A 23,401-nucleotide genomic window follows, 5' to 3' on the forward strand; every position below is an offset into this window, starting at 1 on the left:
GCAGCAGCTGCGCGCGGGACATCCCGGTCAGGTCACCCCACCCGCTCCACGAGCGCCGCCACCCACACCAGCAGCGCCGCCATCTGGGCCATAAAGGTCCCGGCCGAGGCCAGATCCTTCACGGTGCCGATCATCGGGTGGTGGCCGGGGTGGACGTGGTCGCAGAGCTTCTCCACGGCGGTGTTGAGGAACTCGGCGGCCAGCATCAGCAGCAGGCTCACCATCAGGGCGACCCGGACCCAGAGGGTCGCGCCCAGCAGCAGGGCCACCGGCACGCCGAGCGCCAGCAGCACCAGCTCCTGCCGCACCGCCCGCTCGGTGCGGGCGCCGTGGCGCAGGCCGCGCCAGGAATTGAGGAAGGCGAGGACGAGGGCGTTCATCGGGCGGCGCCCTCCGGCACCGACCGGCTGATCCACTTGGCCAGAAGCGGCCCGGTCAGCAGCACCACGAACAGGCGCAGCGTCTGCACGGCCAGCACGAAGGACACGTCCGCCTTCGAGCCGACCGCGATGATCGCCACGGAATCGAGCCCGCCCGGACTGGTGGCCAACACGGCGGTGAGCAGGTCGATCGGCAACAGGAAGGTCAGGCCCCAGCCCCAGGCGCCGCACAGGGCGATCACCGAGAAGGTCGCGGCCAGGATGCCGGGCAGGGCGGAAAAGGTCAGCCGCAGGGTTTCGCGGGTGAAGCGCAGGCCGACATAGATGCCGATGCAGGCGTAGGCGAGTTCGAGGATCGGTGCCGGCAGGGACATCCGCACCAGGCCGCTGGCATGGAGCAGACTGCCGAGCACCATCGGGCCGATCTGCGCGCCGGCCGGGACCCGGAGGGACAGGGCGACGCCGGCCCCGACCACCGCGACCGCCAGCGTCGCCAGCAGCGAGAGCGCTCCGGTCACCTCGGCCGCCCCGGCGGCGGCGCCCGGGACCGGCGCCTCCATCAGGAACCGGGCGGCCAGCGAGGCCGAGAACACCACGGCGGCGACCCGTACATACTGCATGAAGGCCACGAGCCGCGGATCGGCGCCGAAATCCTCGGCCATCGCCACCATGGCGGAGGCGCCGCCGGGGGAGGAACCCCAGGCCGCCGTGGTCCCGGGCAGCACCCGCAACCGCGTGAGGATCCAGCCGACGAAGCCGCTCGCCGCCACCGTCACCAGCACCACGGCGACGATCAGCGGCCCGTCCTCGAACAAGGTCTGGGCGATCTGCCCGGTCACGGCATGGGCCACCAGACAGCCGATCATCGCCTGCGCGGCGTTGAAGGCGAAGCGCGGCACGTGCAGGCGGGAGCCACCGACCCCGAAGGCGATCGCCGCGATCATCGGCCCGAGCAGGAGCGCGGCGGGGAACCCCGCGTGCAGCAGGCCGAGCGAGACGGCCGCCGACGCGACGGCGAGGGCGGCCCAGAGGCCGAGGCTGCGGGAGGAGGGCAAGGCGACCGGGGGCGGGTTCACCCGTACGGATTGCCGGGCGGAGGCCCGCTACACTGCAATATGGGCCCTGTCACGGCAAAGATTTTTGCAATGCCGATGTCGGGGCTGGCGAGCTACGGTCTTCACAGGGATCGTGGTGGCGCGTTTTTCTGAAGCGGAGGCATCTCGCGAGCGCAGGCTCGCCCCGGGGCCTCTTCCGCCCCCGCCCACATCCTGAGGCACCGGAGCGAAGCGGAGGCCCCCGGAATCGTCGGGGATCGCGCGGCAGGCTCCTCGGGATGGGCGGCCCGGACCGGCGATCGTCGGGGCCGATCCTACGGCCCCCGGCTGAGATCCGCGAAGGCCGCGTCGAGCCGGGTGCGCGCCTCCTTGAGCGCGGTGCGCCGATCCGCCAGCCAGGTCCGGTCGGCATCGAGCCGCGTCCGGGCGGCCGCCAGCATGCGTCGAACCTCCGGGGCTTGCGGTCCGCCGAGCCCCTTCGCGGCGTCGATCATGCCTCGGGCCGACAGGGCGGCCCGGAACCGGGCCTCGTCCAGGGCCAGGTCGGGCTTGAGGCCCGAGCTGGCCGCGGCCTCCGCGTAGATCCGCTTCACCTCGGTGAACGGCAGGTCGGCTGGGCGCAGGTCGTGGCTGCGGCCGTAGCTCACCAGTTCGGAGGCGAAATGGTGCCCGAGCCGGAACGGCACGTCGGCCTCGCGCTGGAGCGTGTCGGCAAGCTCCGTGGTGGTGGAATAATCGGCCGCGACCTCGTCGGCGGCCCGTTCCCGGTCGATCACCAGCCCATCGAGGACCCGGGTCCAGCGCCGGCAGGTCTCGGCCGCCTCGGAGACGGTCCGACCTGGGGGCTCGGCCTGGTTGCGCTTGTAGTCCGGCATGCCGGAATCGACGTTGTGGGACATGATGACGAAGGCCTGCGCGGCGCCGACCACGTCGCTTGCCTTCATGCGCAGGCTGTACAGCGCCACTGGGTTGCGCTTCTGCGGCATGATGCTGCTCGGCCCCGTCAGCGCGCCCTCACGCAGCAGGATCCACGGCCGGGTTTGGTGGTACTGGGCGTAGAGGTCCTGCGCGAAGCTGCCGGCCGTGGTGGCGAGGTTGGCCGACAGGCCGGTCAGCTCCAGGCCGAGATCCATGGGCGCCAGCTGTCCGGCATCGTAGCTGTTCTCCACCGCCGCATCGAAGCCCAGCAGCCCGGCGAGGCGGACGCGATCGACCGGGAAACTCGACGTGCCGAGCGCCGCGGCCCCCAATGGCGAGAGGTTCACGCGCGCCCAGGTCTCGCGCAGGCGATCCCCGTCGCGGGCCAGCGCTCCCGCATAGCCGAGCAGGTAATGACCCAGCGTCGTCGGCTGGGCCTGCACGCCGTTGGTGTAGGCCGGGACGATCGTATCGGCTTCCCGCCCGGCGACATCCAGGAGGGCGGCGCGGGTCTTGTCCAGGGCTTCGGCGAGGTCGAGCAGCCGGTCGCGCTGGTCGAGCTTCAGCACGGTCGGGATGATGTCCTGACGGCTGCGGCCGGAATGCATCCGGGTGGCGTCCGGTCCGGCGATGGCGGTGATCAGCGGCTCGATCCGCAGGTAGTCGTCGGGCCGCTCGGCCCCCGGCCTGGCGGCATCCGCCGCGACCTGATCGAGCGCGCGGGCGATCCGCGCGCCGAGATCGTGCGGCACGATGCCGGCCTCTACGGTCATTACCAGGGAGGCGCGGTCTATGGCGTCGATGCGGGCGAAGCTGTCGTGCGGCTCGGCGCGGGCCGCCGCGGGGGCGAGGAGGGCGAAGAGGGTCGCGATCAGTCTGCGCCGCATGCACGTGCTCCAGGGGGTCGCCGTCTCGCGCCGGCCGGGGCATTCTGTCCGATCCGGCGGGTCTTCACACGTCACAATGCGAATCGTGTTCGCGGCGGCCCGGATTGAAAGCTCCTCGGCGTGCCGGCAGCACGGTTGAGCGAACCAACCCGCTGCCTCGTGAAACATTCGGTCATTTCGGGGCCGCGTCGCGGAGCCCAGAATCCAGAAACGCAATTCGCGCCAAGAGCATGCGTTGGCGGCGGATCTGGATCCCCTGCTCGCCTGCGGCGCCCCATGATGACGGGCGGGTGAAGGGAAGGCCGTGCCTGAAAGCCCGCATTCCGAAAACCTATGCCGCCCCATCCCGGCACGCAGCCGTGCCGGCCGGTGCGTGCGCCCGAAAAAACGCCGCCAGGTTTGCCAGCCCGGGGGCGCGGGGATCGCTCGCCCGCCAAGCCAACGCGATGGTGCGGCCGGGCCCGTCGACGTCGAAGGCGCGCGTGACGGTCAAGCCGGTCGGGTCGGGGCCGGCGGGCACGGCGAGCGCCGGCAGCAGGGTGTACCCGGTCCCCGCCGCCACCATCGAGCGGAGGGTCTCCAGGCTGGTGGCGTGGCGCCCCATGGAGGAACCGGCGCCGCAGGCCGCGATCGCCTGGTCGCGCAGGCAGTTGCCCTCGTCGAGCAGCAGCAGGTCCGGCCCGGCGATCTCCGTGGCCGACAGGGCGCCGCTGCGGGCCAGCGCATGCTCGGCCGGGCAGGCCAGCCAGAACGGCTCGACGAAGAGCGGCGCCACCGCCAGCCCGACCGGAGGCAGGGGCAGGGAGACCAGGGCGGCGTCGATGCGCCCGTCGCGCAGGCCCTCGACGATCTCGGCGGTGCGGGATTCCGACAGCGACAGTGTCAGCAGCGGGTATTGCTGGCGCAGCGGCCGCAGCACGAGCGGGAAGAAGTAGGGTCCCAGCGTCTGGATCGCCGCCAGCACCAGCCGCCCGGTGAGCGGCGAGCCGCGCCCCTCGGTCGCCAGCGCCAGGAGCCTCTGGGCCTCGGCCAGGACGACGCGCGATTGCCGGACAATCCCCTGTCCGGCCTCCGTGAGGAGGACACGGCGGTTCGAGCGCTCGAACAGGGTCACGCCCAGGGAGGCCTCGAGCTTGCGGACCTGGACGCTCAAGGTCGGCTGGCTGACGTTGCAGCGCTCAGCCGCCCGGCCGAAATGGCCCTCGTCGGCGATGGCCACCACATATTCCAGATCGCGCAGCGACAGGCCCGACAGGTTCATAGGCGGCGTCTATCACGGCGTTTGGGACGATGCATTAGCCAACGCCACATCGGAGGTCCATAACCTCGTCGGAACGGTTCCAGTCTGCTGCGGCGGCCCCATATGCCGATGACAGGCATCACGGAGAGATGAGACGCATGAGCGATCAACGCCCGATCCTGACTACACGCCAGGGCCATCCGGTCCGCGACAACCAGAGCACCCGGACGGTCGGCGAGCGCGGCCCGGCGACGCTCGAGAACTACCAGTTCATCGAGAAGATCACGCATTTCGACCGTGAGCGGATCCCGGAGCGCGTGGTCCATGCCCGCGGCGCCGGCGCCCACGGCTACTTCGAGGCCTACGGCAAGATCGGCAACGAGCCGGCCTCCAAGTACACCCGCGCCCGCGTGCTGAACGAGACCGGCGTGAAGACGCCGATGTTCGTGCGCTTCTCGACGGTGGCCGGCGCCAAGGAGAGCCCGGAGACCGAGCGCGACCCGCGCGGTTTCGCGGTGAAGTTCAAGACCGTCGACGGCAATTGGGACCTGGTCGGCAACAACCTGAAGGTGTTCTTCATCCGGGACGCGATCAAGTTCCCCGACATGATCCACGCCTTCAAGCCGGACCCGGTGACCAACCGCCAGGAAGCGTGGCGCTTCTTCGACTTCGTGGCCCAGCACCCCGAAGCGATCCACATGGTGACGCACCTCAAGTCGCCCTGGGGCATCCCGGCCAACTATCGCGAGATGGAGGGCTCCGGCGTCAACACCTACAAGCTGGTCAACGACCAGGGTGAGGCCGTGCTCTGCAAGTTCCATTGGGAGCCGAAGCAGGGCGTGCGCAACCTGACCTCCGCGCAGGCCGCGGAGATCCAGGGCAAGGACGTCGGCCACGCGACCCGCGACCTCTACGACAACATCAAGGCTGGCAACTTCCCGGAGTGGGAGTTCTGCGTGCAGATCATGCCGGACGGCCCGAACGACCACCTGTCGTTCGATCCGCTGGACGACACGAAGCTGTGGCCGGTGGACCAGTTCCCGCTGCTGCCGGTGGGCCGCATGGTGCTGGATCGGGTGCCGGACAACTTCTTCGCCGAGGTCGAGCAGTCGGCGTTCGGCACCGGCGTCCTGGTCGACGGCATCGACTTCTCGGACGACAAGATGCTGCAGGGCCGGACGCTGTCCTACTCGGACACGCAGCGCTACCGCGTCGGCGCCAACTACCTCCAGCTGCCGATCAACGCGCCGCAGCCGGGCGTGAAGGTCTACTCGAACCAGCGGGACGGCCAGATGACCTATGGGGTCGACGGGACCGGACCGAACAAGCACATCAACTACGAGCCCTCGACGCTCTCCGAGGGCCTGCGCGAGGCCCCGAAGCCGGCCAAGGACTATCACCAGCCGGTGGACGGCAAGCTCGGCCGCTATCAGACCTCGCGCACCGAGGACGACTACACCCAGGCCGGAGTCCGGTACCGCTCGTTCCAGGACTGGGAGCGTGAGGACCTGATCGCCAATCTCGTGGGCGACATGAAGCAGTGCCCGGAAGCCATCCAGTTGCGGATGGTCTGGCACTTCTGGCACGCCGACGAAGATTACGGCCGCCGCGTCGCCGAGGGTGCGGGCATCGATCTGGAGAAGGCCAAGGCCCTGCCGCCGCTGCCGGGCCGCGCCGCCCCGGGCAAGCGCCTGCAGTCCGAGACCTACACGGACGGCTCGCAGGCCCACCGGGTCGCCGCCGAGTAGTTTTGCAGGTCGCATCGAGCCGACCCTGAGCGAATGAAGGCCCCGCGGGCGAGAACCCGCGGGGCCTTTCTCTTGGCCTCGACCCAAAGCGCGATCCGCGCTCAAGGGCAGGCGCGCCGGACGTAGCCCTTGCCGATATAGGTCTGCGTGATCGGATCGTAGGTCGTGAAGCGGCGGGCACAGGCCGCGACGGCCGCGGAGAGGTCGGCCGGGTCGTCCGCCTCGACGACGGGCGGGACATCGGCGGGCGCCTCGTCGACCGGAGCCGCGTAGGCCGGGGGCGCATAGATCGGAGGCGTGTCGACATAGCCGCCGTCGAAGAGCGGGTCGCCGTAGCCGCCCCACAGGCCACCGAGCCCGAAGCCGAGGCCCAGGCCCAGCCCCAGGCCGCCGAGTCCGTAACCGTAAGCGCCCCCGTAGCCGCCGCGCCAGTGCCGGCGAAATCCGGGATGCCGGATAGCCGAGCCGGGGCCGCGCCCGCCGAATCCGGGGCCCGGCCGCACCGGTCCGAGTGGTCGCCCCAACGCTCCGGTCCGCGGCCCGATCGCGCCACCCCGGTAGCCGCCACTGAACCCGCGCGCCTCCGCAGCTGTCGCCAACACGGCGAGCACCGTCATGGCAGCAGCAGCCAGCCGAATCCCGGAGCGTTCGATACCTGACATGCCGTCCACCCAGCGCGTGACGCCGGCCGAAAGGACGGGCGCCCGAGTCGCAATACTCTGCGTAATCGAGCGGCGACGGACCCGCCCGTCAAGGAGGTTCCGGCGGATGCGCTCAGGCGCTGCGCGCGGGATCCGAGCTGTTGAGCACGGTCACCGGTTGGAGTGGCGTGCGTGCGGCCTCCGGCGCGGCGGCGCTGACCTTGCGATCGCGGCCGGCGGCCTGGCCGACCAGAATCGCGGCGACCGCGATCGTGACGAACAGCCCTCCGGCGAGACCCCAACCGCCGGTCGCCTCGTGGGCGAGCCCGAAGGCGAGGGGCCCGAGGCAGGCGCCGGTATAGCCGATGCCCTGCGCCATGGCGGAGAGGCCGGCCGCGCTGGCGGCATCGGCGGAGCGCAGGACGATCAGGGTCAGCCCCAGGCCGAAGCAGCCGCCGATGCCGAAGCCGAGGACGCAGGCCGCCGGGATCCGCAGGGTCTCGGGTCCGAAGGCCAGCACCAGGAACGCCGCCGCGGTGAGCCCCGGGATCGCGACGATCCAGGCGCGCTGGTCCCGCGCGCGGGCTGCCAGCATGGCGGTGATCAGCGCACCGGGCGCCTGGACCAAGGTCATCAGCGAAGCGTAGAGGCCGGCATCCAGGGCTGAGAGGCCGCGCGCCTGGAGCAGCAGCGGCAGCCAGCCGAACAGCGTGTAGGCCAGGGAGGATTGCAGGCCCATGAAGCCCGTGACCCACCAGGCCAGCGGGTCGCGCAGAAGCCGCCCGGCAGAGGGCGCCCGGGTCGAGGCCGTGCGGCGGGCGAAGGGAATCCACAGGAAGGCCGCCACCAGGGCCGGCAGCGCCCAGACCGCGAGCGCCGAGGGCCAGCCGCCGCCGAGGGCGTGCTCCACGGGGACCGCCGCGCCCGCGCCGGCCGCAGCGCCGAGGCACAGGGTCATGGTGTAGAGGCCGGTCATCAGCCCGCCGCTGCCGGAGAAGTCGCGCTTGACCAGGGCCGGCAGCAGCACGTTGTCGAGGCCGATCCCGATGGCGGCGAGCGCCGTCCCGGCGAACAACGGCACGAGGCCGCCGAGGCCCCGAAGCGTCAGGCCCGCGGCCAGGATCGTGGCGCCTACCAGCACGGCGAGGTCGGGCCCGATCCGGCGGATCAGCGGCGCCGCCAGCGCGCAGGCGATGCCGAGGCACAGGACCGGCAGGGTGGTGAGGATTGCCGCGCCGCCGGCGCTGAGCCCGGTGCTCTCCCGGATCGTCGCCAGCAGCGGCCCGATCGTGCTGAGCGCCGGGCGCAGGTTGAACGCCACCAGCATCAGCGCGAGGCCGAGGAGGATCCGGCCCGGAGCCGTGCGCTCGGGGCTCATGCCCGCAGCCGGGCGGTGAGGGCGCCACTCAGGCAGGCGGCGAGCATCAACGCGAAGGCGGCGTCCCCGAACCGGCCATACAGGGTGCCGCCCACGATGCGGGCGGGCAGATCGGCATCGAGCCAGGTTTCCGTGTCGAGGGTCGTCTGCGCGACGATACGGCCGTGCGGGTCGATCACCGCGGAGATTCCGGTGTTGGCATCGCGCACCAGCGGCAGTCCTTCCTCCACGGCACGCAGCCGAGCCTGAGCCAGATGCTGGCGGGGCCCGGGCGTATCGCCGAACCAAGCATCGTTGGTGACGTTCAGGATCAGCCCGGGCGGACGCGGTACCGAGGCGGCCGTCGCCGGCAGGATCGCGTGCGGGAAGATCGCCTCGTAGCAGATCGTCGCCGCCACCGGGGGCAGGCCCGGCACCGTCAGGATCCGCTGGGCCGCGAGGGTGCCGGCGGAGAAGCCCCCGGGAATCGCCACGAACTGGCGCAGTCCCAACGCCCGGAGCGCCGCATCAAGGGGCGCCGGCAGGTACTCGCCGAACGGGACGAGATGGACCTTGTCGTAGCTGTCGGACATCTTGCCGTCCGGCCCGATCACCATCACGGCGTTGTAGTAGCGCAGGCGCTCGCCGGGTAGCGGTTCCTCCGCGCGGGCCGCCCCGGTGATCAGGTGCTGCCCGGGCTTGAGGCCGGCCGCGACCTTGGCCAGGGCGTCGGGATCGCGCTGGATCAGGAACGGGAAGGCCGATTCCGGCCAGACGATATGGGTCGGCTCAGGCTCACCCGCCTCGGTCGGCCGCTGGCTCAGCTCGATATAGCGGTCGACGATGTCGGCACGGTTCTCGGGCCGGAACTTGGCATCCTGCGGCAGGTTCGGCTGGACGAGGCGCAGGCGGACGCCCGCCACCACCGGGTCGGGCGGCCCGAGTTGCACGGCCCCGTAGAGCGCCATCCCGACGAGGACGATCGCAGCGGCCGCGCTCGGGCCGAACCGGCTGCGCGGGTGCGAGCCCGTGGCCAGGGTCGCGGGCGCAGCGCAGATCAGGACCGCCAGGATGGTCAGGCCATAGAGGCCGATCGCGGCGCCCCATTGCAGCGTCCAGACGTTCTGGGCGAGCGCCATCCCGAGGGTGTTCCAGGGGAAACCCGTGAACAGGTGGCCGCGCAGCCACTCGGCCGCGCCGACCCCGAACGCCAGGGCGGCGATCCGGGCCGGGCCGCGAGCCCAGAGCAGGCCGGCTGTGCCGAACCCGGCGCCGTAGAACAGGCCCAGAGCGAAGGGTAGGCCGATGACGCCGAGCGGCATCGCCCACAGGAACTCGTCGGCCTCCACCAGGAAGGCCTGGCCGAGCCACCACAGGCCGGCGGTGAGGTAGCCGAAGCCCCAGGCCCAGCCGATCAGGAAGCAGGGCCAGAGTCGCCGCAGCGCAGTCCGCTCCGCAGCCGCACCGTCGATGAGCCAGACCGCCACCGAGAGGGACACGGCCAGGGCTGGCAGGAGCCCATAGGGCGGCATCGCCAGGGCGCCCACCGCACCGGCGAGCCAGGCCAGTCCGAGCCGCCGCCAACCGGTCAGCCGGGTGATCGCCAGCAGGAAGCCCGGGGACGGACGGCCCATGGGCCCCCTCGGGGCGGCCGAGTCCCGGGCATGCCGCGCGGTCAGGACCGCCACGCAGCACCCGTCACGCGAAGATCCTCATGGATGCGGCGTCTCGGGAGCCGGCGTCGGGGTCGGTGGCGGCAGGGCGAGCGGCACCACGGTGCTGATCCGCGCCGGACCCTTGTGGAAGCGCAGGCGCTTCAGGCGGCGGGGGTCGGCGTCGAGCACCTCGAACTCGAGGTCGCCCGGCCCCACGATCAGCTCGCCGCGGGACGGGACCCGGCCGGCCAGGGTGACGATCATGCCGCCCAGGGTGTCGATCTCCTCGGCCATGTCGCCGACCGCCGCCACCAGGTCGACCCCGGTGGCCTCGGAGACCTCGGCCAGGGGCGTGCGGGCGTCGGCCACGAACACGTCGTCCTCGCCGTCGACCCGCTGGACCTGCTTGGCCTCGGCGACGTCGTGCTCGTCCTCGATATCGCCGACCACGACCTCGATCAGATCCTCGATGGAGATCAGCCCGTCGGTGCCGCCATACTCGTCGATGACGAGCGCCATATGGGTGCGTGTCGCCTGCATCCGCACCAGCAGGTCGATGGCCGGCATGGAGGGCGGCACGAACAGAACGGGCCGCTGGATGCGGGCGGCAGCCAGCGTCGTGCTGAGATCGACCTTGCCGAGATCCAGCGCCCGGGGCAGCCGAACCGGCGGCCGTCGGGCCGGCCGCGGGACCACAACAGTCGGATCGGCCACGACCTCGCCCTCGGCGGCCAGGGGAGGCCGGGCCGCAGCCGCGGCGACGCTGCGCCGGGTCGGCTCGGCCTTGGCGGCGATGTGATCGACGAGGTCGCGGATGTGAACCATGCCGCGGGGGTCGTCCAGCGTCTCGCCGTAGACTGGCAGGCGGGAATGGCCGGCGTTGCGGAACAGCTTGAGCAGATCGCCGATGTTGGTGTCGTTCGAGACCGCGACGATGTCGGCCCGGGGGACCATCACGTCGTCGACCCGCACCTTGTGCAGGCCGAGCACGTTCTTGAGCATCACCCGCTCGAGGGGGGTGAGACCGCTCTCGCCGGCATCGGGCTCGGCGAGCGCCTCCTCAAGGCCCTCACGCAGCGAATCGCGCGGCTTGAGGTGGAGCGCCTGAAGCAGGCGGTCGTACCAAGGCTCCCGGGTCTGGGATTCGCCCTCGGTGGAACTGGGCGCAGCCAGGGCCGCGCCGCGACTTCGATCGTTGCTCATGTCTCTCGGATCTGGGGGCGGTGGGGAATCGGCCGCTCAGGCATAGGGATCTGGGATGCCCAACGTCGCGAGGGCCGCGACTTCGAGCGCCTCCATGGCCTCGGCCTCGGCCTCGCCGTTCTCGTGGTCCTGACCGAGACAATGCAGGGTGCCATGGACGAGGAGGTGCGCGAGGTGATTCTGGAGCGGCTTCGACTGCTCGGCACTCTCGCGCACAAGGGTCTCGTAGGCAAGGACCACGTCGCCGAGCGGCAGCGCGGCGCCCGCATGCCGGGGCTGCGGGGCCGCCGGGAAGGACAGCACGTTGGTGGGCTTGTCCTTGCCACGCCAGGTGCGGTTGAGCTCCTGGACGGTGACGTCGTCGGTCAACATGACGCTGACTTCCACGGGTCCGTCCGGCGGCGCGGGCGCAGCCGCCAGCCCCGCCTCGACGGCGCGGGTGACGAGCGATTCGAGCTCCGGGATCGCGGCTTCCCAGCGATCGTCCTCGATCGCGACGTCGATGTCGTGCGGCGTGCTCACGCCAGGGGCCGGCGCCGGGGGTTGGGATTGCGGTCGGCATCGCCGTCGCCGTGGGTGGCGCGCTCGTAGGCGGTGACGATCCGGCGCACGAGGTCGTGGCGGACCACGTCCACGTCCTTGAAGGTCACGCGGCCGATGCCCTCCACGCCGTCGAGCACGTTCACCGCCTCCACGAGCCCGGACTTCTGGCCCGGCGGCAGGTCGACCTGGCTGGGGTCGCCGGTGATGATCATGCGCGAGCCCTCGCCGAGGCGGGTCAGGAACATCTTCATCTGCATGGAGGTGGTGTTCTGCGCCTCGTCGAGGAGCACCACGGCGTTGGTGAGCGTCCGCCCGCGCATGAAGGCCAGCGGTGCGATCTCGATGATGCCGGTTTGGAGGCCGCGGTCCACGTGGCGCGCCTCCATGAAGTCGTAGAGGGCGTCGTAGATCGGGCGCAGGTACGGATCGACCTTGTCGCGCATGTCGCCGGGCAGGAAGCCCAGGCGCTCGCCGGCCTCGACCGCCGGGCGCGACAGGATCAGCCGCTCGGCGTGGCCCTGCTCGAGCAGCGACACGGCGTGGCCGACGGCGAGCCAGGTCTTGCCAGTTCCGGCCGGACCTTCCGCGAAGACCAGCTCGTTGGTCCGCAGCAGCTTGATGTACTGGTCCTGCGCCTGGTTGCGCGCCCGTACCGCGCCGCGGCGGCGGGTGGCGATCTGCTCGAAATGCGGCGTGTCGGCCTCGGCGGCGATCGCCTCGGCGGGGAACAGGCTCGCCTGCGCGGTGGCTTCGCGGATCGCACCGTCGACATCGCCCAGCGTCAGGGTGCTGCCGCCGGTCCGCACCCGGGCGTAGAGCTTGAGGAATACCCGCCGGGCCTTCTCGGCGGCGTCGGGCGACCCCTTGATGACGAGGTGGTTGCCGAGCGCCGTGGCGGTGACGTCGAGCCGGCGCTCGATATGGGCGACGTTCTGATCGTACTGACCGAAGACGAGGCTCGCGAGGCGGTTGTCGTCGAAGGTCAGCGGCACCTCCACCGCTTCCTCCGATTCGGCCGGCCGCGCCGCCGGCCCGCGACCCCGCAGGGGGCCGCGCACGCCAGACCCGTCCGACGCGCTCAACCTGTGATCCTCACCGCCATCCCCATCGCTTCGATCCTCAAGCCGCCACAGCCTCGGAAGCCAGTTGCCCGAACAGGCTGTTCGTCCCGGCCCGGACGATCCGGACCGGCACGATCGACCCGATATGGTGGAGCGGGGCGTCGAACTGCACAGCCAGCAGGTGCGGCGTCTTGCCCGCGAGCTGCCCCGGAAGCCGGCCGGCCTTCTCGACCAGGACGTCGAACACCTGTCCGACCGCCGCCCGTTGGTAGACGTAGCGCTGCTCGTCGAGGAGCGCCTGAAGCTCGGCGAGCCGCGCCGCCATCACGGGTTCGGGCACCCCATCGTCACGCTCGGCGGCCGGCGTGCCGGGGCGGGGGCTGTACTTGAACGAGAACGCGCTCTCGAACCCGATCTCGCGCACCAACCGCAGGGTGTCGGCGAAGTCGGCGTCGGTCTCGCCCGGGAAGCCGACGATGAAATCGGAAGACAGGGCGACGTCCGGCCGGGCGGCGCGCACCCGGCCGATCAGGCGCCGGTACTGGTCGCCGGTGTGCTTGCGGTTCATGGCCGCAAGGATCCGGTCCGAGCCCGACTGAACCGGGAGGTGCAGGTACGGCATCAGCGCCGGCACCTCGCCATGGGCCCGCACGAGCGCGTCGTCGAAATCGTTCGGGTGGCTCGTCGTGTAGCGGACCCGGGCGAGGCCGGGGATCTTTGCGACGGCCCGGATGAGATCGGCGAGCCCGACCGGGGCACCGTCCGGGCCCAGGCCGTGATAGCCGTTGACGTTCTGGCCGATCAGCGTGACCTCGCGGGCGCCCCCCTGCGCCAAAGTCTCCGCTTCGGCCAGCACCGCAGCGACGGGACGCGAGACCTCGGCGCCGCGGGTGTAGGGCACCACGCAGAAGGCGCAGAACTTGTCGCAGCCTTCCTGCACGGTGAGGAAGGCCGTCGGCGCGGAGCTGCGGCGCCGGGGCAAGTGCGCGAACTTGTGCTCGACCGGGAATTCGGTGTCGACCACCCGGCGCTCGCGGGAGCGGGCCAGGAGGTCCGGCAGGCGATGGTAGCTCTGCGGGCCGACCACCACGTCCACCGCGGGCTGGCGCGTCTGGATCTCGGCGCCCTCGGCCTGGGCGACGCAGCCGGCGACGACGATGCGGGTATCGAGGCCGCGGGCCTGCCGCTCGCCCTTCAGGACGCGCAGGCGGCCGAGTTCGGAATAGACCTTCTCGGCAGCCTTCTCGCGGATGTGGCAGGTGTTGAGGACGACGACGTCGGCCTCCTCCACCGAATCGGTCGACGCATATCCTTCAGCGCCCAGCACGTCGGCCATGCGGGCCGCGTCGTAGGCGTTCATCTGGCAACCGTAGGATTTGACGAAGGCCTTCTTCAACGCGTGCCGCCCCAAAAACCGTCCGCTCGTCCATTGTCCCGGGCCGATCCTGCGCGGACCGGCGGGCGGGAGCCTGTAGCACGGATCGCACGGGCCGTCGCGACACCCACGGCAGGACGGGGTTTCCGAATGGCGCGCCCTTTGGCGGGGTTCGGGCCCAAGGTCCCCGAGGCACCAGGGCCGTGCCCTGGACCCGCAAAAGGTCACGGACCCTTCCGGATCCAGGTTCTGGCGCGCAGGGCAGGGGAGGCGGCGGGGCGTGCCCGCCGCCTCGTTGTCAGTGGGCTGCGGCCGCGGCCGGGACGTCGATGACCATCTGCTGGAAGAACGGCACGTAGGCCTGGAGCATCACGAACAGGCCGACCAGGCAGGCGAGCGCGATCGAGTGCCAGAACACGAAGCGCAGGATCTTGCCCTCCTGGCCGAAATAGCCGGTGGCCGTGGAGGCGACGACGATCGACTGGGCGTCGATCATCTTGCCCATCACGCCGCCCGACGAGTTCGCCGCCGCCATCAGCACGCCCGAGAGGCCGAGCTGCTCGGCGGTGATCCGCTGCAATCCGCCGAACAGGACGTTCGAGGCCGTGTCCGACCCGGTCAGCGCGACGCCCAGCCAGCCGAGCAGGGTGCCGAAGAACGGGTACAGGATGCCGGTGCCCGCGAAGGCGAGCCCTAGCGTGGCGTCGACGCCGGCGTAGCGGGTGAGCACGCCCAGCGCCAGCATCGCCGCGATGGTGATCAGCGAGAACCGCAGCGCCCAGATGGTCTCGACATAGGCCGTGACCAGGCGGACCGGCGAGAACCGCATGATCAGACCGGAGATGATCGCCGCGATCAGCACCCCGGTCCCGGTGTAGGACATGTAGGTGAACAGGAAGACCGCGCCCTCGGGCACCGGCTTGGACACCACCGGCGGCACCTTCATGATCGCGTTGTGCAGGCCGGGCACCTCGTATTTCCAGGTGAAGAGCGGGTTCACGATGCCCTTGAACCAGCCCGTGCCCCAGATCGCCACCACCACCGAGAGAATGATCCACGGCAGCCAGGCCAGCAGGATCTCGCGCTGCGAGGCCGTGCGCGTGCCGGTGTGGACCGGGGGCGTGCCCGGAACGCCGGCGCCCAGCGGCGACGGACGCGGGGTGGCCAGCGCCAGGGACGGGTCGTGGCCGCGCAGGGCCGGGGAGGTCCAGATCTCCCGCGGCTGCCAGACCTTGAGGAAGAGCACGAGGGCGAGCATCGAGGCGATCGAGGCGCCGATGTCGACGATCCACGGATTGACGTAGTTCGAGATCAGGAACTGCGCGGTCGCGAACGATCCGGCGCAGACCAGGATCGGCGGCCAGACCCGGACCATGCCGCGGAAGCCCGCGAACACCCAGATCAGCCAGAACGGCACGATCAGCGAGAACAGCGGAAGCTGCCGCCCGATCATGGCGCCGAGGATCTCGGGCGGGTAGCCGGTGACCGAGGCCAGGCCCTGGATCGGCGCGCCGAGCGCCCCGAAGGCCACGGGCGCCGTGTTGGCGATCAGCGACAGGCCCGAAGCCGCCAGCGGCGAGAAGCCCAGGCCGATCAGGATCGCCCCGGTAACCGCCACCGGCGTGCCGAAGCCGCCCGCGCCCTCGAAGAAGGCGCCGAACGCGAAGGCCACCAGGAGCAGCTGCAACCGCCGGTCGGCCGTGATGCCGGCCACCGATTGCTGCAGCACCGAGAACCAGCCCTTCTCCACCGTCAGCCGGTAGAGGAAAATGACGTTGAGGATGATCCACCCGATCGGGAAGAAGCCCGTGACCATGCCGAGGATCGCGGCCCGGGACGCGAGCCCGGCCGGCATGCCGAAGCCCACGATTGCGACCAGCAGGGCGAGGCCCAGGGCGATGACCGCCGCGATGTGGGCCTTCACGCGCCCGCTGGCGATCATGGCGAGGAGGGCGATGACCGGCACGGAGGCCGCCAGCGTCGAGAGCCAGGGGCTCCCGAACGGATCGTAGACTTGGTTCCAGGGTTGCAAGGGGCGTCCTCCGATACCCCAACTTCAGGGGTTTCGGCCCACCTATCAGAGGCTCACCAGACCCTCAACAGATATGCATCATGTATTCATTGGGTGGTTCTACCGGGATATGGCGTTCGCGGGTCGGATCTATCCAAGCGGTGATCGCGCGCGGCGGAGCAACTCAGGACCTGTAGGCGACGGAGGGACGTGGCGCCTCCGCGGGCTGCTTCGCCGCCTGTGCGATCACGGGAAACCGCATCGTGATGGCCCGGTCCGGGGTTCCGAAAGACCTTACACCGCCGCGATCTCGGGGCCGCCGAGGTCGAGCCCCGGCGAGGCCGGCCGAGGCCCGGGCGCCGGCCTGATTTCGCCCCGACCGGTGGCGATCCCCTGAAGCGCGGCCCGGACCTCGGCCTCCGCGGCCGCGGTTGCGGCCTTGCGATCGGTCGTCGCCTCGAAGGCGATCGGCTGGCCCCAGGCCACATGGACGTCGATCGGCCCGCCGTTGACGAAGGCCGCGAGATGCGGCGCCAGCTCCATGTCGCCGTACCAAGCGATCTCGGAACGTTCGGAGCGCACCACCGGGAGGCCGTTGCGTCGGGGATAGGCGATGGCCATCGGCTGGAGGCGCACGCGGCCGCGTCCGGCCTCCCCCCGCAGGGCCGCCCGCGCCGCCCCGACCAGCGCGGAGCGGAACGGCAGGAGCCGGTTGCCGTCGCCGGTGGTGCCCTCGGCGAACAGCACGACCAGCTCGCCCCCGGCCAAGCGGTGGCCCATCGTGGCGCTCACCGTGGCGGTCGCGCCCCGCCGCTGCCGGTCGATGTAGATCGTGCGCTGCAGGGCCGCGAGCAGGCTGATCACCGGCCAGCCGGCGATCTCAGACTTCGCGACGAACGAGAGTGGGCGCAGCGACCCGATCACCACGATATCGAGCCACGACACGTGGTTGGCCAGGACCAGGGCGGCCTCGCCGGAATCCGGTGGCGTCCCCGACTGCGTCACCCGGACGGAGAACAGCCACAGGAAGGTGCGGTGGAACAGCAGCGGCGCCACGGTCGAGCGTCGGCCGAGCAGCCGCATCGCGACCCAGTGCGGCGGGCCCAGCACCAGGAAGGCGAGGGCGAGGACCGCGACCCGTATGGTGAGGCCGGCGCGGCTCACGCCGTCACAGGTCGGCGCTCATGGTCAGCGCGGTCGCCCGGCTGCCGTCGGCCTTGAGGTAGTAGCCGGTGCGCTCGCCGACCTTCCGGAACCCGTGGCGGGCGTAGAGCTTGAGCGCCGGCACGTTGCCCTCGTCGACCTCCAGATGCACCCGGGCGACCCCGGAATGCGCCAGGCTCGACAGATGATCGCGCAGGAGCCGGCGGCTATGGCCGCCGCCGCGCAGCGTCGGGGACAGCACGACGGTGAGGATCTCGGCCTCGTCGGCCGCGCGGCGCGACAGGACGAACCCCTGGAGCGTCCCGGTCCGCCACAGGGCATGCGCCTGCGTGGAGCGCTCGCACAGCATGCGCTCGAATTCGTGGGCCTCCCAGGGCCGGGCGAACGCCGTGGCGTGGAGCCGGGCCAGGGTCGGGGCCTGCGCGGCGTCGGCCAGCGGAGTGACGTAGGGCTGCGGCGTGAGGGCATCCCACCACGCGGCCCACCAGTCGAGCGGCCAGAACGGGATGGGACGCGTCATTGCCGCGCGATCCTCGCGTGATCCTGAGGCCGCGCATCGGCCCCGCGGAGGTAGAGCGGCCGCGGCAGGGCCTGGGCCGGGTCGGCCACGAGACCGAGCGACGCCACGGCGGTGATGTCGGGGGCACCGAGACCGGCGACCCGCGCGCTCACGCCGCGGGCGGCCAGGGCCGCCGCCACCAGGGGCGCCCCGGAGCCGGTGAGCACCACGGGGCCGGCGCCCAGCCGTTCCGCGGCCACCTCCACCGACAGATGGGCCGGGGCCAGCCCGTCGTTCGGACCGAGGGCTTGGACGTAGACGGCACCGTGCCGGGCATCGACCACAGCGGCGATCGTGCCCTCGACGGACTCCGCCAGCAGCGGCGCCAGCAGGGCCGAGAGCGTGCCGACGCCGACCACGGGCTTGCCGGTGGCGAGCCCGATCGCCCGGGCCGCCGAGAGGCCGACCCGCAGACCGGTGTAGCTGCCGGGCCCGACCGTGACGGCGATCCGGTCGATCGCCTCGAAGCCACCCTCGACGCGGGCGATCACCCGCTCGACCAGCGGCAGCAGGGCTTCCGCGTGACCGCGCAGCATGGGCAGCGACTCGGCCGAGAGCGGCGCGTCGGCATCGTCCGAGGCGACGCAGGCGGCGCACAGGTCCAGCGCTGTGTCGATGGCTAGGATACGCACGCCCACTCCCGAATGCCGGATCGGACCGACGACCGCGCCCATTCGGTCCCGAAGAGCGCGAACACCCCAGGACCTCGTCCAGGATACCGATATCCTCGACGAGGTCCTAGCATTCTGGTGTGCATCGTCGTGTCCCGAAAGCCAGCAACCACCTTTCGGGACGAAGCTTCAGCGTTAGAACAAAACCACCGCCTCGTCAGCGCGGGTCGCCGGCCAGAACCGCGTTGACGGTGGAGTGTTGCCGGCTTGCGCCGGTCGGCCCCTCGGTGAGAACCTCAGCCGGCGCGGACGGCGGAGAGGAAGCTTCGCACCTCGACGTTGAGCTGCTCGGACTGCCCGGTCAGCACCGAGGCGGAGGCCAGCACCAGGTTGGCCGCCGACCCGGTCGCCTCCGAGGCCCGTGCCACATCGACGATGTTGTGCGTGACCGCGCCGGTGCCGGTGGCGGCCTGGGCGACGTTGCGCACGATCTCTTGGGTCGCGGCGCCCTGCTCCTCCACCGCGGCGGCGATGCTCGTCGCCACGCCGCTGATCTCCCGGATCAGGCCCGTGATCGAGCCGATCGCCGAGGCCGCCTGGCCGGTGGCTCCCTGGACCCGGTCGATCTGTGCGGCGATCTCGTCGGTGGCCTTGGCGGTCTGCTCGGCCAGTTCCTTCACCTCGGCGGCGACCACCGCGAAGCCGCGTCCCGCCTCGCCGGCGCGGGCCGCCTCGATGGTGGCGTTGAGCGCCAGCAGGTTGGTCTGGCTGGCGATCGACGCGATCAGCCCGACCACGTCGCCGATCCGCGCGACGGCACCGCTCAGGTCCTGCATCAGCGAACCGGTCTGGTCGGCCTCACCCACCGCGCGCTGGGCCAGATCGGCCGACCCTTCGACCTGCCGGCCGATCTCGGAGATCGAGACGCCGAGTTCCTCGGCGGCCGCAGCCACGGTGTTGACGTTGGCGGCAGCCTCCTCGGCCGCGGACGCCACATGGGTGGTCTGGCCGGCAGTCCGGGTTGCGGTGGAGGTCATGGTCTGCGCGGTGGCCTGAAGCTCCGTGGCCGAGGACGAGACCTGGCCGACGATACCGCCGACCGCCTCCTCGAAATGGTCGGCCAGATCGACCATCGCGCGCCGCCGCTCCGCGGCCGTGGCTGCGTCCGCCGTCCGCTTGAACTCGGCCTCCGCGGCGGCCTTCTGCACGACCATGGCCTTGATAGCCTCGACGGCCCGTCCGACCGTACCGATCTCGTCACCCCGGCGGGCTTCCACGATCTCCGCCTCGATCTCGCCCTTCGCCATGCGCTGGAGCACCGCGACCAGGCGACCGAGGGGCCGCGTGATGCCGATCGTCGAGACCAGCAGGGAGCAGAGGATGCCGACCAGCATGCCGAGCGCGCCGAAGCCGATCAGGTTCCAGCGCGTGGCGTTGGTCTCGTCGGTAAGGTCGCGGGAGCGCTTGCGCATGTAGTCCTCGATCGCGTCGCCGAGCTTGGTCCCTTCGACCCCGAGGGACACGAAGATCGGCTCGCTCTTCTCGTGGGCCTGCTTCAGCGCGGCGCTGACCTCGCCCGAGATGGCGAGGCGCCGCGCCTCCGACGCCTCGGCCACGAACCGCGCGGTGCGATCACGCTGGGCCTGGATCAAGTCGTTGAAGGCCGGCACCTGCTGCGCGAGAACGGACAAGGTCTTGTCGGCCTGCCCGATGATGCTCTCGAACTGCGTGCCCGCCTGGCGGATCTGCTCGGGATCGGTCTCGGCGATCGTCCGGTACAGGAGGTAGTTCATAGTGTTGTGCAGGCGATTGGTCCGCCGCACGTTCGACACCGCCTTCGCCTCCCGGGCAATCAGGCTCGTGTAGACCTCATCGATCATCGTCATCCGGGACTCTGCGAACCAGATGCAGCCGCCCACGATCACCGCGATGATCAGATTGATTGCGAGCAGCTTGGTGGCGATGTTCGTGCGGCTGAGAAGGTTCATGCGAATCCCCGGAAAACCGTGGGACACGAGAGATAGGATGAAACCTTGCGTCAAGATCTCCGATAGAGATCTGAAGCGACGCTCATAACAATTGCACAGATCGTATTCGATTAAACATTAAACCACAAAGCGGGTTATGAAATATAGATATTAAATCTATGCGGGGCATCAAGCCAGAAAGATACCGCCAGTATTATCATCAAACGATTTACCGTGCCGACATCCAGCACGTTACAATCTGTCGATCGGCGTAGGATACGCTTGGACGAGCCGACGGCTCTGACACCGACGCGGGCCGGCCAGACCGAGGGATGCCAAAGAAATCGCCGGCGGCTCGTGGCCGTCGGCGCTGGTCGTGGCGTGAACGTCGGCGTGAGATCAGATCGCCTGGACCTCGCGGATCTCCGGCAGGAAGTGCCGGAACAGGTTCTGCACGCCGTGGCGCAGGGTGGCGGTGGAGGAGGGGCAGCCCGAGCAGGCGCCCTTCATCTCCAGGTAGACGACACCCTCCTTGTAGCCGCGGAAGGTGATGTCGCCGCCGTCGCCGGCCACCGCCGGGCGGACACGCGTCTCGAGCAAATCCTTGATCGTCACGACCGTATCGTGGTCGGCGGCGTCGTAGAACTCTTCCTCGCCGTCCTGGTTGTCGAGGCCGCCTTCGGCCATCACGGGGACGCCGGACTGGAAGTGCTCCATGATCGCGCCGAGCACGGCGGGCTTCACCTGGGCCCATTCCGAGCCGTCCTCCGCCTTGGTGACGGAGACGAAGTCGTGGCCGAAGTAGACGCCCGCGACGCCGGGAACGTCGAACAGCGCGGAGGCGAGGGGCGAACGGCCGGCGGTCTCGGCGTCCCGGGCCTCGAACGTGGATTCGGGCAGGACGACGCGGCCGGGGAGGAACTTGAGGGTCGCCGGGTTCGGCGTGGCTTCGGTCTGGATGAACATTGTCGGCGAACTCCGCTGCGCCGGTTCAAGGCCGGCCGGGACAGGCACCGTGAGGCACCGCCTCCCATGTGGACCGGCGGGTGGATTTTCTCAACCGGGCCCGGGCGCCTGGAGAGTGGACATTCGCGAGACGCCCCTTCAGGACAGGCGCGAACGGGATGCTGACGGAGCCGGCGGTGGATGTAACCGGGGATGCGATGCTCGCGCAGGAGTTGCTGAACGACCTGCGTGCGGCGCAGGCCAGGCTGGAGGCCGCGCGCGAGGATGCAGCCTCGCTTAAGGTTCTGCTCGCCCTGCGGACGCACCAGCACGACCTGGCCTGGCAGGAGGCGCAACGCCTCGCGGCCGAGCTTGAGAACGCTCGCACCCGGTCGAGCGACCTTGAGACCGAGCGCGCCGAGGGTCAGGCCGGCGCAGCCTCCGCGGCCGAGGCGGACGAGCGCACCGAGGCCGTCCGCACGGTGCTGGGCGCCGTGCTCGACAGCATCGGCAGCCGTGCCCTCGACCGACGCCGCTTCCAGGAGATCATCGCGCGGGCCGGGCGCGAGGCGCCGACCGACGGCCCCGGGGCGGCCCGGCACGCCGTGCTGCTGACCGAGGCGCGGCGGGTTCTGGGCATCCCAGGCTAGCGCGCGCCGCGGAAGGGGTCACCGGTTCGGAGCAAGCGCCGCCGCGAGCCGATCGTCGTCGCCGAGTTCGCGATCGAAAACGGATCTCGGGCAGCCGATCGCCCACCCGGCAGGGTTAACCGCGCTTTAACCACACGCTCGCATCGTCGATCCCGGGACGGACAGGAGATCGAACGCATGCAGATCAGCGAGCAGCACGTGCGCGAATGCGCCTATTACATCTGGGAGAAGGAAGGCCGGATTCACGGTCATGCCGTCGCCCATTGGATGCGCGCCGAAGCCGAGCTGCGCGCCGGCGTGGTGCTGGCGGACGGCAAGGCCCGCGCGGCCGCCCCGGTCGCCGTGAAGGCCCAGACCGCCAAGGTCGCCGCGCCGAAGGCCGCGTCCGCTAAACCTGCCGCCGCCAAGGCCGCCGCTCCGAAGGCTCCGGCGAAGGCCGCCGCCAAGACCGCGACGCCCAAGGTCGCCCTGGCCAAGCCGGTCGCCGCGAAGACCGCCAAGGCTTCGAAGGCTGCCGTGACCGCCGGACTCGCCGCGAAGGCCAAGCCGGCCCGCGCTCCGGCCTCGATGCACTGAGCCGACGGCGCGTTGCGGCGCCATCGAACCACGTGTCGCACACCACCCGTGCGCTCCGGCTTTTCAGGAGCCCGCCCCTCCACCGAGGGGCGGGCTCCTGCCGTTTCCGCCCTCCGGAACAGGCCGGCTCCGGCATCGTTGTCCGGCCTGACGCATACGCCGTGCGCCGTAAGGAGGGGCCGCGATGCGCGCCGTGATCTTCGATATCGACGGGACCCTGCTCGACAGCGTCGACCTGCATGCCCGCGCCTGGGTCGAGGCGTTCGCCCATTTCGGCGTCGAGACCGACGAGGCGAAGGTTCGCAGTCAGATCGGCAAGGGCGGCGACGAGCTCATGCCGGAATTCCTGCCGGCCGAGCGGATCGCGCGCGAGGGCGAGGAGATTGAGGTCTTCCGGTCGGATCTCTTCAAGAAAAAGTATCTTCCGGAGGTCCGGCCGTTTCCGGCGGTCCGGCCGCTGTTCGAGCGACTGCGTGAGGCCGGTCTGAAGATCGCGCTGGCCTCTTCGGGCAAGGGCCCCGAAGTCGAGCGCTATCAGGAGATCCTCGGCATCGCCGACCTCGTCGACGTCGCCACCAGCTCCGACGACGCGGATCGCTCGAAGCCGCATCCCGATATCTTCGAGGCCGCGGTGAAGAAGCTCGACGGTCTCGGCAAAGACGAGATGATCGTGATCGGCGACACACCCTATGACGCGGAGGCCGCGTCGAAGGCCGGCCTACGCACCGTAGGCCTGCTGTGCGGTGGTTTTCCGGAGGCCGACCTGTCGGCTGCGGGCTGTATCGCGATCTATCGCGACCCGCAGGATCTCCTCGACGGTTTCGATTCCTCCCCGCTCGCGATGGGATGAACCGC

21 protein-coding genes are annotated in these 23,401 nt (G+C 70.7%); 4 read left to right on the plus strand and 17 right to left on the minus strand.

Going from position 1 to position 23,401, the window contains the following annotated elements; all coding sequences use genetic code 11:
- Window positions 1–32 precede the first annotated feature (32 nt).
- The 4 genes from ACYQPG_RS12160 to ACYQPG_RS12175 form a co-directional block, all read right to left on the minus strand.
- Window positions 33–380, minus strand: coding sequence for a diacylglycerol kinase (locus ACYQPG_RS12160; protein WP_147854338.1), 348 nt, complete (start codon window positions 378–380; stop codon window positions 33–35).
- Window positions 377–1,435 carry an AbrB family transcriptional regulator gene (locus tag ACYQPG_RS12165; protein WP_461232463.1) on the minus strand — a complete coding sequence of 353 codons (1,059 nt, stop codon included), beginning with the start codon at window positions 1,433–1,435 and terminating at the stop codon, window positions 377–379. The genes ACYQPG_RS12160 and ACYQPG_RS12165 overlap by 4 nt, the downstream gene beginning before the upstream one ends.
- Window positions 1,436–1,749: 314 nt before the next feature.
- On the minus strand, window positions 1,750–3,240 hold the full coding sequence (locus ACYQPG_RS12170; RefSeq protein ID WP_461231042.1) for an argininosuccinate lyase: 1,491 nt from the start codon (window positions 3,238–3,240) through the stop codon (window positions 1,750–1,752).
- 331 nt (window positions 3,241–3,571) lie between these two features.
- Complete coding sequence (locus tag ACYQPG_RS12175) at window positions 3,572–4,501, minus strand: LysR substrate-binding domain-containing protein (protein ID WP_461231043.1); 930 nt, start codon at window positions 4,499–4,501, stop codon at window positions 3,572–3,574.
- A gap of 137 nt (window positions 4,502–4,638) precedes the next feature.
- Between ACYQPG_RS12175 and ACYQPG_RS12180 the strand changes: the two genes are divergently transcribed.
- Complete coding sequence (locus tag ACYQPG_RS12180) at window positions 4,639–6,228, plus strand: catalase (RefSeq protein ID WP_461231044.1); 1,590 nt, start codon at window positions 4,639–4,641, stop codon at window positions 6,226–6,228.
- A 101-nt stretch (window positions 6,229–6,329) separates the two neighbouring features.
- On the opposite strand, the gene ACYQPG_RS12185 is transcribed toward ACYQPG_RS12180, so the two are convergent.
- The 13 genes from ACYQPG_RS12185 to ACYQPG_RS12245 all read right to left on the minus strand — a co-directional run bounded on the left by ACYQPG_RS12185 (window position 6,330) and on the right by ACYQPG_RS12245 (window position 21,341).
- Window positions 6,330–6,890, minus strand: a complete 561-nt coding sequence (locus ACYQPG_RS12185; protein ID WP_461231045.1) for a hypothetical protein — start codon at window positions 6,888–6,890, stop codon at window positions 6,330–6,332.
- 112 nt (window positions 6,891–7,002) lie between these two features.
- A complete protein-coding gene (locus ACYQPG_RS12190) occupies window positions 7,003–8,247 on the minus strand; it encodes a CynX/NimT family MFS transporter (protein WP_147905686.1) in 1,245 nt (414 codons plus the stop codon).
- A complete protein-coding gene (gene lnt, locus ACYQPG_RS12195) occupies window positions 8,244–9,860 on the minus strand; it encodes an apolipoprotein N-acyltransferase (RefSeq protein ID WP_461231046.1) in 1,617 nt (538 codons plus the stop codon). Before lnt ends, ACYQPG_RS12190 begins: the two co-directional genes overlap by 4 nt.
- 78 nt (window positions 9,861–9,938) lie before the next feature.
- The gene (locus ACYQPG_RS12200) at window positions 9,939–11,084 is read right to left on the minus strand and encodes a hemolysin family protein (protein WP_147938043.1); all 1,146 of its coding nucleotides are present in this window, start codon (window positions 11,082–11,084) and stop codon (window positions 9,939–9,941) included.
- 36 nt (window positions 11,085–11,120) lie between these two features.
- Window positions 11,121–11,606, minus strand: a complete 486-nt coding sequence (ybeY, locus tag ACYQPG_RS12205; protein WP_147905689.1) for an rRNA maturation RNase YbeY — start codon at window positions 11,604–11,606, stop codon at window positions 11,121–11,123.
- Window positions 11,603–12,709: a PhoH family protein gene (locus ACYQPG_RS12210; RefSeq protein WP_147905690.1), complete on the minus strand. Its 1,107-nt coding sequence runs from the start codon at window positions 12,707–12,709 to the stop codon at window positions 11,603–11,605. The genes ybeY and ACYQPG_RS12210 overlap by 4 nt, the downstream gene beginning before the upstream one ends.
- A gap of 37 nt (window positions 12,710–12,746) precedes the next feature.
- The gene (gene miaB, locus ACYQPG_RS12215; protein ID WP_461231047.1) at window positions 12,747–14,084 is read right to left on the minus strand and encodes a tRNA (N6-isopentenyl adenosine(37)-C2)-methylthiotransferase MiaB; all 1,338 of its coding nucleotides are present in this window, start codon (window positions 14,082–14,084) and stop codon (window positions 12,747–12,749) included.
- Window positions 14,085–14,361: 277 nt separating this feature from the next.
- On the minus strand, window positions 14,362–16,095 hold the full coding sequence (locus ACYQPG_RS12220) for an L-lactate permease (protein WP_419829523.1): 1,734 nt from the start codon (window positions 16,093–16,095) through the stop codon (window positions 14,362–14,364).
- Between the two features lie 273 nt (window positions 16,096–16,368).
- The gene (locus ACYQPG_RS12225; RefSeq protein WP_461231048.1) at window positions 16,369–17,238 is read right to left on the minus strand and encodes a lysophospholipid acyltransferase family protein; all 870 of its coding nucleotides are present in this window, start codon (window positions 17,236–17,238) and stop codon (window positions 16,369–16,371) included.
- 4 nt (window positions 17,239–17,242) lie between these two features.
- Window positions 17,243–17,758 (minus strand): GNAT family N-acetyltransferase, encoded by a 516-nt coding sequence (locus ACYQPG_RS12230; RefSeq protein WP_147938047.1) that lies wholly within the window; start codon window positions 17,756–17,758, stop codon window positions 17,243–17,245.
- Entirely contained in the window at window positions 17,755–18,429 is a 675-nt protein-coding gene (gene tsaB, locus ACYQPG_RS12235; protein ID WP_147905695.1) for a tRNA (adenosine(37)-N6)-threonylcarbamoyltransferase complex dimerization subunit type 1 TsaB, read from the minus strand. Before tsaB ends, ACYQPG_RS12230 begins: the two co-directional genes overlap by 4 nt.
- A gap of 275 nt (window positions 18,430–18,704) precedes the next feature.
- Window positions 18,705–20,396 carry a methyl-accepting chemotaxis protein gene (locus ACYQPG_RS12240; RefSeq protein ID WP_461231049.1) on the minus strand — a complete coding sequence of 564 codons (1,692 nt, stop codon included), beginning with the start codon at window positions 20,394–20,396 and terminating at the stop codon, window positions 18,705–18,707.
- A 378-nt stretch (window positions 20,397–20,774) separates the two neighbouring features.
- Window positions 20,775–21,341 carry a NifU family protein gene (locus ACYQPG_RS12245; protein WP_147905697.1) on the minus strand — a complete coding sequence of 189 codons (567 nt, stop codon included), beginning with the start codon at window positions 21,339–21,341 and terminating at the stop codon, window positions 20,775–20,777.
- 158 nt (window positions 21,342–21,499) lie between these two features.
- Here ACYQPG_RS12245 and ACYQPG_RS12250 point away from each other — a divergent pair, with 158 nt between their 5' ends.
- The 3 genes from ACYQPG_RS12250 (at window position 21,500) to ACYQPG_RS12260 (ending at window position 23,396) form a co-directional block, all read left to right on the plus strand.
- A complete protein-coding gene (locus ACYQPG_RS12250) occupies window positions 21,500–21,970 on the plus strand; it encodes an atp-dependent helicase (RefSeq protein WP_461231050.1) in 471 nt (156 codons plus the stop codon).
- 177 nt (window positions 21,971–22,147) lie between these two features.
- The gene (locus ACYQPG_RS12255; RefSeq protein ID WP_461231051.1) at window positions 22,148–22,546 is read left to right on the plus strand and encodes a DUF2934 domain-containing protein; all 399 of its coding nucleotides are present in this window, start codon (window positions 22,148–22,150) and stop codon (window positions 22,544–22,546) included.
- Window positions 22,547–22,730: 184 nt separating this feature from the next.
- Window positions 22,731–23,396: an HAD family hydrolase gene (locus tag ACYQPG_RS12260; RefSeq protein WP_461231052.1), complete on the plus strand. Its 666-nt coding sequence runs from the start codon at window positions 22,731–22,733 to the stop codon at window positions 23,394–23,396.
- Window positions 23,397–23,401 lie beyond the last annotated feature (5 nt).

The organism is Methylobacterium sp. CM6246 (assembly GCF_054818005.1).